Raw genomic sequence first — 12,676 nt, 5'->3', positions numbered from 1 at the left:
ATTCAGCCCTGTTATCTCTCTTTTAGGATACGAAAATAATACCCATCTCAATCTCTGAACCAGAGATAGTTTATATCGCCAACGTTATCGCAGTAACCCGGCCTACACCGCATCGGTAGCATGGCCACCTCCCACCGTTGCAGTTGTGGCGTCATCCTTCTAAAATTGTGACATAAAAACCCAAAATGCTTAAAAAGGCATTTACTTTTTGATCACAACTTTCACCTGCGAAGAAAATGATGAAATTCAAACCGTCAATCAAGCCTTATCGCGGCGCAGCGGGAGGCTGGGGTTCATTAGAAGCCACCACCCGCTATGTGTTCGACAGCAAGCAAGCGCTGAAAAACCTGCGTAACCTAATGCGCGTTAACAAAGCGCGTGGTTTTGATTGCCCTGGCTGCGCCTGGGGAGATGATAATCACAGCACCTTCAGTTTCTGTGAGAACGGTGCCAAAGCAGTCAGTTGGGAAGCCACGCGCCACGCGGTTGAACCGGCCTTTTTCGCCGCACACAGCGTGAGCACCCTGTTGCAGCAAAGCGATTACTTTCTGGAATATCAAGGGCGTCTTACCCACCCTATGCGGTATAACGCCGTGACCGATCATTATCAGCCAATCAGTTGGCCTGAGGCTTTGGCCTTGATTGCGCAACATATCCGCCAGATGGATAATCCCAACCAGATTGAACTGTACACCTCTGGCCGTGCCAGTAACGAAGCTTCTTATCTTTACCAACTGTTTGGCCGCATGCTGGGCACCAGTAACTTCCCCGATTGTTCTAACATGTGCCACGAAGCCAGCGGCGTGGGCCTTAAGCAAAGCATCGGCGTTGGGAAAGGGACTATCCGCATGGAAGATTTCACCAAAGCCGATGCCATTTTGGTGTTTGGTCAAAATCCGGGCACCAACCACCCGCGCATGTTGCACAGCCTGAAGCAGGCTGCCAGCCGTGGCGCACGCATTGTCAGCTTCAACACGCTGCGTGAGCGTGGCTTGGAGCGTTTTGCTGACCCACAAAATCCCCTACAGATGCTCACGCCAAGTTCTTCGCCCATCAGCTCAGCTTATTTCCAGCCCAAACTTGGCGGCGATATGGCCACGGTGCGCGGCATGGTGAAAGCGCTGTTGGAAACGCATCGCCAGCGGTTGGCTGATAGCCAACCAGGGTTATTCGCCCAGACCTTCCTCGATCGTTACTGCGTTGGGAGCGAAGCCTATCTGGCGCAGGTGGATGCCACCACGTGGCAGCAAATCACCATGCAATCGGGCCTGAGTGAAAGCCAGCTACGTCAGGCAGCAAGCATTTATCAAGGTGCAGAACGTGTAATCTGTACCTGGGCCATGGGGATCACCCAACATAAACATTCCGTGGCAACGGTACGCGAAATCACCAATCTGCAACTGCTGTTCGGTCAATTGGGCAAGCCGGGAGCCGGATTGTGCCCGGTGCGCGGCCACAGCAATGTGCAGGGCAATCGCACCATGGGCATTGATGAAAAAGCCCCTAAAGCGTTGCTCGATAGCCTGGAACAACATTTCGGTTTCAGTCCGCGCCGTGAGGCCGGTCATAATACGGTAGAAGCCATTGAGGCCATGCTGCGCGGCGAAGTCAAAGTACTGATTGCGCTGGGGGGCAATCTGGCTGCCGCAGCCCCAGATACTGCACGCACCGCCCAGGCCTTGCGCTGCTGCGATCTGACCGTGCATATCAGTACCAAGCTGAACCGCAGCCACCTGATTACCGGGAAAGATGCGTTGATTCTACCCACCTTGGGCCGCACGGAACTGGATATGCAGGCCAGCGGCCCACAATACATCACGGTGGAAGACTCTTTCAGCATGGTGCATGCCTCAGAAGGGATCGGCAAACCCTTGGCTGAGACTCAACGTTCGGAAACCGCGATTGTCTGCGGGATTGCCAATGCGGTGCTGGGTAGCGAAAAACTGGATTGGCTGGCGCTGGCAGATGATTATTCGCTGATCCGTAACCACATTCAGGCAACCCTCCCCGGCTTTGATAATTTCAACCAGCGTTGCGAACAGCCCGGCGGTTTCTATCTGGGCAATGCCGCCGCAGAACTGCGTTTCGCTACGCCAAGCGGTAAAGCCCAATTCAGCGCTGCCCCTTTACCAGACACCTTGTTCCCAGGCCAGATGGCAGAAAAAGCGCCCTTTATCCTGCAAACCCTGCGCTCACACGATCAATACAACACCACTATTTATGGATTGGATGATCGCTACCGTGGCGTTTACGGCCAGCGCGAAGTGCTGTTTATCCACCCGGAGGATCTGGCCGCGCTCGGCTTAAAGGATGGCGAGCTGGTTGAGATTGAAACGCTGTGGAACGATGGCGTTGTCAGGAAAGTCAGCGGGTTCAAATTGGTCAGTTACGCGATCCCACGCGGCAATCTGGCCGCCTACTATCCCGAAACCAATCCATTAGTTCCCCTGGCCAGCGTTGGTGAAGGCACCGGTACACCAACCTCCAAATCCATCCCGGTCACGATCCGCCGCTGTGCCGCCGCACCAACGCTGCGCATTGCCTGACAGCCGCTGGTAAACCACCACCCGAATTCCCGTGGTTTGCCGCGGTTTTTTCTTGGCCGTTGCTGCGTGCAATCGCGCAAGAGCGCCGGAAAGCGTGATGTTGAGCTTGCCCATAGCGGGTGATTCGCGTAAAACTGTTTGCCGTAAATCTTGCCACTCACAACCCATCCACTGGACGATATGTTTCAAGATAACCCGCTGCTGGCGCAGCTTAAACAGCAACTTCACTCTCAGACTCCGCGTGTTGAAGGCGTAGTAAAAGGGACTGAGAAAGGCTTCGGCTTTTTGGAAGTCGACGGTCAAAAGAGTTATTTCATCCCGCCGCCGTACATGAAAAAAGTCATGCATGGAGATCGTATCGTCGCCACTCTGCATACCGAAAAAGAGCGCGAAATCGCTGAACCAGAAACCCTGGTTGAGCCATTTTTATCGCGATTTGTTGGCCGGGTGCAGAAAAGAGACGATCGCCTGTCTATCATACCTGACCATCCCTTGCTGAAAGAGGTGATTCAGTGCCGCCCGGTGCGTGAATTAACTCATCATTTCCAAGAGGGTGATTGGGCTGTGGCAGAAATGCGCCGCCATCCTCTGAAGGGGGATCGCAGTTTTTATGCCGATCTGACGCAGTTTATTACCAACGGCGAAGACCATTTAGCGCCTTGGTGGGTAACGTTGGCACGCCATCATCTGGAAAAAGAAGCACCAGAGATGCTTACCCTCGGCGAACCTGATACCTCTTTGCCACGGGAAGATCTGACCGCGCTGGATTTCGTCACCATCGACAGTGCCAGCACCGAAGATATGGACGATGCGTTGCACGTACAGGATAACGGCAACGGTACATGGCAGTTAACCATCGCCATTGCCGATCCTACTGCTTATATTGCAGAAAACAGCCATCTGGATGAGATCGCCCGCAAGCGCGCATTCACCAATTATCTGCCGGGGTTCAACATTCCGATGTTGCCACGCGATCTGTCCGATAACCTGTGTTCATTGCTGCCTAACCAACGCCGCTCCGTGTTGGCTTGCCGTGTGACCATCGCCGCAGACGGTGCTTTGGGCCAGGATATCCACTTTTTTGTCGCCGAAATCGAGTCCAAAGCCAAGCTGGTTTATGACCAAGTTTCTGACTGGCTGGAAGGCATCGCAGGTTGGCAACCTCCCAATGAAGCCATCACTCAGCAGATCGCCTTACTGAAACAGGTTTGTGATGCCCGCCACGCCTGGCGCCACCAGCACGCGCTGGTATTCAAAGATCGCCCTGATTACCGTTTTGTACTCGGTGCAAAAGGTGAAGTGCTGGAGATCGTCACCGAACAACGCCGTATCGCCAACCGCATCGTTGAAGAGTGCATGATTGCTGCTAACGTCTGCGCCGCCCTGGTGCTGCGCGATCGCCTTGGTTTTGGCATTTACAACGTTCATACCGGGTTTGATCCGGCGCTGGTTGAACAGGCTGTCGCCGTATTGCGGGCCAACGAGGTTGAGGCCGAAGCAGAAAAACTGCTGACGCTGGATGGATTTTGTGAACTGCGCCGCCATCTCGACGCACAGCCAACACCGTTCTTGGATAGCCGTATTCGCCGTTTCCAGACCTTTGCAGAAATCACTACCCTGCCAGGCCCGCATTTCGGCCTGGGATTGGAAGCCTATGCAACCTGGACCTCTCCCATCCGTAAGTATGGCGATATGATCAACCATCGCCTGCTGAAAGCCATCATCAACGAACAACCTGCCAATAAGCCGCAGGACGAAGTGACAGTGCAACTGGTTGAGCGCCGCCGCCTGAATCGCATGGCCGAACGCGACGTTGGCGACTGGCTGTATGCGCGCTTCCTGCAAGACAAAGCCGGAACCAATGAGCATTTCACGGCAGAAATCATTGATGTAACGCGTGGTGGCCTGCGCGTGCGCCTGCTGGAAAACGGCGCGGTCGCTTTCGTTCCGGCACCGTTTATTCATGCGGTGCGTGATGAGCTGGTCTGTAGCCAGGAGGCTGGCACGGTACAGATCAAAGGTGAAGTGGTTTATCGCCAGAGTGATACCTTGCAGGTCAACATTGCCGAAGTGCGTATGGAAACCCGCAGCGTGATTGCCAAACCGAGCGCCTGACTCAGCAAGTAACCCTTAGGGCGATACTCAGTATCGCCTTTTATATTTTCTTACCATCACTGCATCTCCCTGTTACATCACCTTATTTTTTCAATAAACACCCACAGAGTTCACATTTTTCATTTCATTGACTTCTCTTAATGCCTAAAATCCCTATTTTTATCCTGTTACTTACTTTTACTTAAGAAACATTACATTTATCTATTTCTGCACAACAAGGAGTTGTGGAACATGAAAAACGTCAAGTCCGGCATAACCTGGCTCGCGGTGGCGTTACTCGGTGCTTTCGCGTTCGCCATGCTGGCACTCAGCCGTGGAGAGCATGTCAACGCTCTCTGGTTGGTGGTCGCTGCCGTTTCCTGCTACAGCATTGCTTATCGCTTCTACAGCCTGTTTATTGCCAAAAACGTGTTTGAACTGGATGACCGGCGGCTGACCCCGGCAGAGCGCCATAACGACGGTCTGGATTATGTCCCAACGAATAAATGGGTGCTGTTCGGCCACCACTTTGCCGCCATTGCCGGCGCTGGCCCACTGGTGGGGCCGATCCTGGCAGCGCAGATGGGTTTCCTGCCGGGCACCATCTGGATACTGGTCGGGGTGATGCTGGCGGGTGCCGTGCAGGATTTCCTGATCCTGTTTATCTCTACCCGCCGCGATGGGCGTTCACTGGGCGAAATGGCCAAACAGGAACTGGGCGCCTTTGCCGGGGTGATCACCATGCTTGGTGCGCTGGGGGTGATGATCATCATTCTGTCTGCGCTGGCGCTGGTGGTCGTAAAAGCATTGGCTGATAGCCCATGGGGCCTGTTCACCATTGCCGCCACCATTCCTATCGCCCTGTTTATGGGCGTTTACATGCGCTTTATCCGCCCCGGTAAAATTGCCGAAGTCTCGCTGATCGGCTTTGTCCTGATGATGATGGCAATTATCTACGGCGGTAATGTGGCGCAACACCCCTATTGGGGGCCGTTCTTTACCCTGCACGGCACTACTTTGACCTGGGTGCTGGTGATTTATGGCTTTATTGCTTCGGTACTGCCAGTGTGGTTATTGCTGGCACCGCGTGATTATCTCTCTACCTTCCTGAAAATCGGCGTTATCGTCGGGCTGGCGATAGGGATCGTCTTCGCCATGCCAGAAATGAAAATGCCGGCGGTTTCACGCTTTATTGATGGTACTGGCCCGGTATTTGCCGGTTCGTTGTTCCCGTTCCTGTTTATCACCATTGCCTGCGGTGCCATCTCCGGCTTCCATGCCCTGGTTTCCAGCGGCACCACGCCGAAACTGATAGAACGTGAGAGCCATATCCGCTTTATTGGCTATGGTGCCATGCTGATGGAGTCCTTCGTTGCCATCATGGCGCTGATCTGTGCCTCCGTGCTCGATCCAGGCGTTTACTTCGCTATGAACTCACCGGCGGCGCTGATTGGCACCACGGTGGAAAATGCCTCACAGGTGATCAACGGTTGGGGCTTTATGATTACCCCAGAGACGCTGACACAAATCGCCAAAGATGTGGGGGAACACTCCGTTCTGTCACGCGCTGGCGGTGCGCCAACCTTCGCCGTCGGTATGGCGCACATCATCACCGAAGTGTTCAACAGCCGGGCTATGATGGCCTTCTGGTATCACTTCGCTATTCTGTTTGAAGCATTGTTCATTTTGACCGCCGTCGATGCCGGTACGCGCGCCTGCCGCTTTATGGTGCAGGATCTGGTTGGCGTGGCCATTCCACGGCTGGCCAACAGCCGTTCATGGTTCGGCAACCTGGCAGGAACCACCGTCGCCGTCGCGGGCTGGGGCTTCTTCGTCTATCAAGGGGTCGTTGATCCACTGGGCGGCATTAACACCTTGTGGCCGCTGTTTGGCATCGGTAACCAAATGCTGGCCTCAATGGCGCTGATTCTGGGCACCGTGGTGCTGTTCAAAATGAAGAAACAACGTTATGCCTGGGTCACCATTGTGCCCACCATCTGGTTGTTCATCACGTCTATGACCGCAGGCTGGCAGAAAATCTTCCACGAGAAACCCAGTATTGGCTTCCTGGCGCAGGTGAAAAAATTCTCTGCCGGGATTGAGCAAGGCACCATTATCGCTCCGGCAAAATCGCTGAAAGACATGGAAACCATCGTGTTCAGCAACCAGATTAACGCCGCGCTATGTGCCTTCTTTATGTTGGTTGCAGTTACCATGCTGATCTCTGCTTTCTTCGTCATCCGCCGTGCGCTGAACTCCAGCGAGCCGACGGTACGTGAAAGCGCAATCATCCTGCGTAAAGAAACCGGGCGTATCTAAAAGTTTTAGAAGATAACATTCATGGGCGGCTCCCCGCCGCCCATGATCCACTCAGATCAACAGTGTAGTACCAAAAGCACCCTGCCAATCCTGTTCAAATTTCTCCACTGCCGCCTGCACCGCCGGAGTCCCTATAAACTGTTCAGCGACATCCACCGGTAAGGTGATTGACTGGCAACCGGCCAACAGGCACTCCAGCGCCTGACGCGGCGTTTTAAAACTGGCCGCCAACACTTTGGCATGCGGTGCATGCAGGCTGAGCAATTGTTGCAGCTCATGAACCATTTCGATGCCATCGCCCCCTTGCGCATCCAGGCGGTTAACGTAAGGAGCCACGTATTCTGCCCCGGCCAGCGCGCCCAGTAGCCCTTGACCTGCCCCGTAAACCGCAGTGCCCAACGTGGGGATCGACAAGGATTTAAGCTTTTTGATCGCCGCCAGCCCTTCGGTGGTAACCGGGATTTTGACCACCAGGCCCGGCACGCGCTGATTCAGCGACACCGCTTCTGCCACCATGCGTTCCGCGTCGTTTGCCATCACCTGAGCAAACAGTTTGCCGGTGCCCCCGAGCGCATCGCGCAGAGCGGGTAATACTTCCCAAATTGGTTTTCTTTCTTTGGCCACAATGCTGGGATTGGTGGTCACACCGTGCAGCGGCAGCACACGCGCCAAACGTTTCACTGCGCTGACGTCGGCGGTATCAAGATAAAGCTCCATATCGGTCTCCTGATTATTTTCAGACTTTCATCATAATAAGGCAAAAAACGCTTCTTTATTTGATCAGAGTCAAAATAACTTTCATTCGAAAGTAATTTAATTTACGTAAGAAACAAAACTTCACAGGTGATGAATGCTTTTCAATCTACAGCGTTATTCAACTCATGATGGCCCAGGCATCCGCAGCGTGGTGTTTCTGAAAGGCTGTTCCCTGAATTGCCGCTGGTGCCAAAACCCGGAAAGCCGCTCACGCCAACAGGAGTTGCTGTTCGACCAACGTTTGTGTCTGAGCGGATGCAGCCTGTGTAGCGAACGTTGCCCACACGCGATTACGCGCACGCAAGATGGCTTAACTATTCAGCGCACATTACTCACCATGGCCGATTATCAGGCCTTGAACGGCTGCTGCCCAACCGGCGCTTTAAGCGTTTGCGGCAATGCCGCTGATATTGACGCCATCATGGCCGAAGTGCTGCGCGATAAACCTTTTTATACGCGCAGCGGCGGTGGCCTGACGCTGTCCGGCGGTGAACCTTTTATGCAGCCGGAGCTTACCGCCGCTTTGCTCAAACGCGGGCGCGAAGCCGGTATTCATACCGCGGTGGAGTCCTGCCTGCATACGCCATGGTCGTATATTGCACCGTCGTTACCTTGGCTCGATCTGATGCTGGCCGACCTCAAGCACGTTGACGAAGCCCGTTTCAAACAATGGACCGATGGATCAGCCAAGCGGGTGATGGACAACTTCCGCCGTTTAGCGGCCGCAGGAACCGAGATCACCGTGCGCGTCCCGCTGATCCCGCAATTCAACGCCGATCGCGCCGCGATCCGCGCCATTACCGACTTTGCCGCCGACGAGATTGGCGTGAAAGAAATTCATTTTTTACCGTACCACACGCTGGGCATCAATAAGTACCACCTGCTCGGTGCGCCTTATCACGCTTCCCGTACCCCACTGGACGATCCTGAACTGTTGACCTATGCCGAAGATTATGCCAGTGCCAAAGGTTTGACCGCTATTTTACGAGGATAACATTATGATCACGCTGGATCTGATTACCCTGACCGAACGCACCCAGGCGCACAAGAACGCGCTGATCCACATCGTTAAACCGCCGGTCTGCACCGAACGCGCACAGCATTACACCGAAACCTACCAGCAGCATCAGGATAAACCGTTGCCTGTACGGCGTGCACTGGCGCTGGCTAATCACCTGGCAAACCGCACCATCTGGATCAAAAACGATGAATTGATCATCGGCAACCAGGCCAGCGAGCTGCGCGCCGCGCCGATCTTCCCAGAATACACCGTCAGTTGGATCGAAAGTGAAATTGACGAATTAGCCGACCGCCCTGGCGCGGGCTTTTCCGTCAGCGCGGAAAACAAAGCGATATTGCATAAGCTGTGTCCGTGGTGGCGCGGCCAAACCGTGCAGGATCGCTGCTACGGCATGTTTACCGATGAGCAGAAAGCGCTGCTGGCCACCGGGATCATCAAAGCGGAAGGCAACATGACCTCTGGCGATGCCCACTTGGCGGTCAACTTCCCGCTGTTGCTGGAGAAAGGCCTGGACGGTCTGCGTGACAAGGTCACCGAACGCCGTACCCGACTGCAACTGACCGATTGGGATGATTTGCATAAAGAGCAATTCCTGAAGGCCATCGATATCTCGCTGGTGGCGTTAAGTGAGCATATTCTGCGTTTCGCCCTGCTGGCCCGTGAGATGGCGCAAGAAGAAAAGCGCACCTGGCGCCGCGAAGAATTGCTGACCATGGCCGCCAACTGTGAACTGATCGCCCACCAGCCACCGCAGACCTTCTGGCAAGCGCTGCAATTGTGCTACTTCATTCAACTGATGTTGCAGATTGAATCCAACGGCCACTCGGTTTCTTTTGGCCGCCTCGATCAGTACCTCTACCCTTGGTATCGCCGAGATGTCGAACTGGAACAAAGCCTGCCGCGTGAAAAAGCCATTGAAATGCTGCACAGTTGCTGGCTGAAATTGCTGGAAGTGAACAAAATCCGTTCCGGTTCCCACTCCAAAGCTTCTGCCGGTAGCCCGCTATACCAGAACGTGACTATCGGGGGGCAGAAATTAGTCAATGGTCAGCCATCTGATGCAGTCAACCCGCTGTCTTACGCCATTCTGGAGTCCTGTGGTCGCCTGCGTTCCACCCAGCCGAATCTCAGCGTGCGCTACCACGCCGGGATCAGCAATGACTTCCTTGATGCCTGTGTGCAGGTGATCCGCTGTGGTTTTGGTATGCCAGCATTCAACAACGATGAAATCGTCATCCCTGAATTTATCAAGCTGGGGGTAGAGCCGCAGGATGCCTATGATTACGCCGCTATTGGTTGTATCGAAACCGCCGTCGGTGGCAAATGGGGCTATCGTTGTACCGGTATGAGCTTTATCAACTTTGCCCGCGTGATGCTGGCAGCGCTGGAACAGGGGCGTGATGCCACTTCTGGCAAAATTTTCCTGCCGCAGGAGCTGGCGCTCTCACAGGGCAACTTCAACCAGTTTGAGCAGGTGCTAGAGGCCTGGGACACACAAATCCGCTACTACACCCGCAAATCGATCGAAATTGAATGCGTGGTAGATACCGTGCTGGAAGAAAATGCTCACGATATCGTCTGTTCAGCGCTGGTGGATGACTGTATTGAACGCGGCAAAAGCGTCAAACAAGGTGGGGCGAAATATGATTGGGTTTCCGGTTTGCAGGTGGGAATTGCCAACCTAGGCAACAGCCTGGCGGCGGTGCGCAAACTGGTATTTGAACAGGGGATCATCGGCCAGCAGCAGTTGGCGCAGGCATTAGCCAACGATTTCGGCGGGCTGGACGGTGAGCAATTGCGCCAACGGCTGATCAACGCCGCACCGAAATACGGCAACGATGTGGATGATGTTGATCAATTATTGGTGCGTGCTTACCAGACTTATATCGATGAACTGAAGCAGTATCACAATACCCGGTTTGGCCGTGGCCCAATTGGTGGCACCTATTATGCGGGAACCTCGTCAATCTCTGCCAACGTGCCCTTTGGTGCAGCCACCATGGCGACGCCAGATGGCCGTAAAGCCCATACGCCGCTGGCGGAAGGGGCCAGCCCGGCTTCTGGCACCGATCATCTGGGGCCAACGGCGGTGTTCAACTCGCTGTCTAAATTACCGACCGCTTCAATTCTTGGCGGTGTGCTGCTCAATCAGAAACTGAATCCGTCCACGCTGGAAAACCCACGCGACCGTGAGAAATTAATGCTGATGCTGCGCACGTTCTTTGAGGAGTACCACGGCTGGCACGTGCAGTACAATATTGTCTCCAGAGAAACGCTGCTGGCTGCGAAGCAACACCCTGACCAATATCGTGATTTAGTGGTACGGGTGGCTGGATATTCTGCCTTCTTTACCGCATTATCCCCAGACGCACAGGATGATATTATCGCGCGCACCGAACATACTCTTTAATCAGTGAACATGGCGGCTGCAATTTGGCAGCCGCATATCAGGCTTTTATGAATTCAAGACAACAAATCATATTGCAGTTGGTCAACGATCGGCGGCGCATCAGCGTCAGCGAACTGGCACGCGCCTCCGGTGTTTCTGAAGTCACGATCCGTCAGGATCTTAATCTGTTGGAAAAACGCAGCTATCTGAAACGCGTGCATGGCTCGGCGGTGGCCTTAGAGAGCGACGATGTCGATGCCCGCATGATGTCCAATTTCCTCCTCAAGCAGAAACTGGCGCAGTATGCCGCTTCGCTGGTTAATGACGGCGAAACCATCTTTATCGAAAGCGGCAGTACCAACGCCCTGCTGGCCCGCTATCTAGCCGAGCGCAAACGCATCACGCTGATTACCGTCAGCCATTACATCTCGCATCTGCTGAAAGAAACCGATTGCGAGGTGATTGTGCTAGGCGGGATGTACCAGAAGAAAAGCGAGACGATGGTCGGCCCTTTGACGCGGATGTGCATCCAGCAGGTGCATTTCAGCAAGGCGTTTATCGGGGTGGATGGTTACCACGCCGAAACCGGCTTCACCGGCCGCGATATGATGCGTGCCGACGTAGTCAATGCGGTGCTGGCAAAAGGAGTGGAAAACATTGTGCTGACCGACTCATCAAAATTCGGCCAGATCCAACCCAACCCACTAGATCCACTGAGCCAGATTGGCCGGGTTATTACCGATTCACGCTTGAATCTTGATTATCAGCACCTGCTCAAACGGCAGAGCATTCAGGTAGATCTGGTAAACGAATAAACAACGGGGCCTGCCAAGCCCTGTCATGGCTGGCCGTAATAGGCGTGCTTACCGTGTTTGCGCAAATAATGTTTATCCAACAGCGCCCGCTGCATGTTAGCTAACCCTGGTGCTAATTGGCGCGAAAAAATCCCCATGTACGCCACTTCTTCCAGCACCACGGCGTTATGTACCGCGCTGTCGGCATCTTTGCCCCAGGCAAATGGACCGTGGGAATGCACCAGCACCGCCGGGATCGCTGCCGCATCCAAACCGCGTTCAGCGAAAGTCTCAACGATCACCTGCCCGGTTTCCCATTCGTAGCGATCAATGATTTCTTCATCATGCATGGGGCGCGTGCAGGGAATATCCCCATAGAAATAATCCGCGTGCGTCGTTCCCCAGGCGGGAATATCCATCCCGGCCTGCGCCCAGACGGTGGCATGGCGTGAATGGGTATGCACAATCCCGCCCGCTGCGGCAAAATTGAGGTATAACACCCGGTGGGTATCGCTATCAGATGAGGGTTTCCTGCTACCCTCCACCACTTTGCCGCTTTCCAACTCCACCACCACCATATCGTTGCGGGTCATTACGGCATATTCAACACCAGAGGGTTTAATCACCATCAGCCCCTGTTGCCGGTCTACCGCACTGACGTTGCCCCAGGTAAAAGTCACCAGATGATGGCGTGGCAGCGCCAGATTGCCTTCCAATACCTGCTGTTTAAGTTCGTTAAGCATGGATTTATCCTTCT

Annotated in this window: 8 protein-coding genes; 6 read left to right on the top strand and 2 right to left on the bottom strand. The window is 54.2% G+C overall.

Annotated features, from left to right (window positions below; translation table 11 throughout):
- The first annotated feature begins 239 nt into the window (after nt 1-239).
- The 3 genes from Z042_RS15515 to Z042_RS15505 all read left to right on the top strand — a co-directional run bounded on the left by Z042_RS15515 (nt 240) and on the right by Z042_RS15505 (nt 6,959).
- Entirely contained in the window at nt 240-2,546 is a 2,307-nt protein-coding gene (locus Z042_RS15515) for an FdhF/YdeP family oxidoreductase (protein ID WP_024910771.1), read from the top strand.
- A 180-nt stretch (nt 2,547-2,726) separates the two neighbouring features.
- On the top strand, nt 2,727-4,661 hold the full coding sequence (locus Z042_RS15510; protein WP_024910772.1) for an exoribonuclease II: 1,935 nt from the start codon (nt 2,727-2,729) through the stop codon (nt 4,659-4,661).
- Nucleotides 4,662-4,892: 231 nt separating this feature from the next.
- The gene (locus tag Z042_RS15505; RefSeq protein ID WP_024910773.1) at nt 4,893-6,959 is read left to right on the top strand and encodes a carbon starvation CstA family protein; all 2,067 of its coding nucleotides are present in this window, start codon (nt 4,893-4,895) and stop codon (nt 6,957-6,959) included.
- Between the two features lie 51 nt (nt 6,960-7,010).
- On the opposite strand, the gene fsa is transcribed toward Z042_RS15505, so the two are convergent.
- Nucleotides 7,011-7,676 carry a fructose-6-phosphate aldolase gene (gene fsa, locus Z042_RS15500; protein ID WP_024910774.1) on the bottom strand — a complete coding sequence of 222 codons (666 nt, stop codon included), beginning with the start codon at nt 7,674-7,676 and terminating at the stop codon, nt 7,011-7,013.
- 133 nt (nt 7,677-7,809) lie between these two features.
- On the opposite strand from fsa, the gene Z042_RS15495 reads away from it, so the two are divergent.
- From Z042_RS15495 to Z042_RS15485, 3 genes are read left to right on the top strand one after another with little or no spacing between them, the layout of a single operon-like run.
- Nucleotides 7,810-8,709: a glycyl-radical enzyme activating protein gene (locus Z042_RS15495; protein WP_024910775.1), complete on the top strand. Its 900-nt coding sequence runs from the start codon at nt 7,810-7,812 to the stop codon at nt 8,707-8,709.
- Nucleotides 8,710-8,713: 4 nt separating this feature from the next.
- Nucleotides 8,714-11,146, top strand: a complete 2,433-nt coding sequence (locus tag Z042_RS15490; RefSeq protein ID WP_024910776.1) for a formate C-acetyltransferase/glycerol dehydratase family glycyl radical enzyme — start codon at nt 8,714-8,716, stop codon at nt 11,144-11,146.
- 47 nt (nt 11,147-11,193) lie between these two features.
- Nucleotides 11,194-11,940 carry a DeoR/GlpR family DNA-binding transcription regulator gene (locus Z042_RS15485; RefSeq protein WP_024910777.1) on the top strand — a complete coding sequence of 249 codons (747 nt, stop codon included), beginning with the start codon at nt 11,194-11,196 and terminating at the stop codon, nt 11,938-11,940.
- A gap of 23 nt (nt 11,941-11,963) precedes the next feature.
- Here the strand turns inward: Z042_RS15485 and araD are convergent, their stop codons facing one another.
- Complete coding sequence (gene araD, locus Z042_RS15480; RefSeq protein WP_024910778.1) at nt 11,964-12,662, bottom strand: L-ribulose-5-phosphate 4-epimerase; 699 nt, start codon at nt 12,660-12,662, stop codon at nt 11,964-11,966.
- Nucleotides 12,663-12,676 lie beyond the last annotated feature (14 nt).

Origin of the sequence: Chania multitudinisentens RB-25 (assembly GCF_000520015.2) — a bacterium.
In the GTDB taxonomy this organism is placed as follows: Bacteria; Pseudomonadota; Gammaproteobacteria; order Enterobacterales; family Enterobacteriaceae; genus Chania; species Chania multitudinisentens.
This window is presented reverse-complemented; position numbering and strand designations above follow the sequence as displayed.

Coding starts and splice junctions, on each gene's coding strand:
- Z042_RS15515 (WP_024910771.1), top strand. CDS start 240: ATGAAATTCAAACCGTCAATCAAGCCTTATCGCGGCGCAGCGGGAGGC.
- Z042_RS15510 (WP_024910772.1), top strand. CDS start 2,727: ATGTTTCAAGATAACCCGCTGCTGGCGCAGCTTAAACAGCAACTTCAC.
- Z042_RS15505 (WP_024910773.1), top strand. CDS start 4,893: ATGAAAAACGTCAAGTCCGGCATAACCTGGCTCGCGGTGGCGTTACTC.
- fsa (WP_024910774.1), bottom strand. CDS start 7,676: ATGGAGCTTTATCTTGATACCGCCGACGTCAGCGCAGTGAAACGTTTG.
- Z042_RS15495 (WP_024910775.1), top strand. CDS start 7,810: ATGCTTTTCAATCTACAGCGTTATTCAACTCATGATGGCCCAGGCATC.
- Z042_RS15490 (WP_024910776.1), top strand. CDS start 8,714: ATGATCACGCTGGATCTGATTACCCTGACCGAACGCACCCAGGCGCAC.
- Z042_RS15485 (WP_024910777.1), top strand. CDS start 11,194: ATGAATTCAAGACAACAAATCATATTGCAGTTGGTCAACGATCGGCGG.
- araD (WP_024910778.1), bottom strand. CDS start 12,662: ATGCTTAACGAACTTAAACAGCAGGTATTGGAAGGCAATCTGGCGCTG.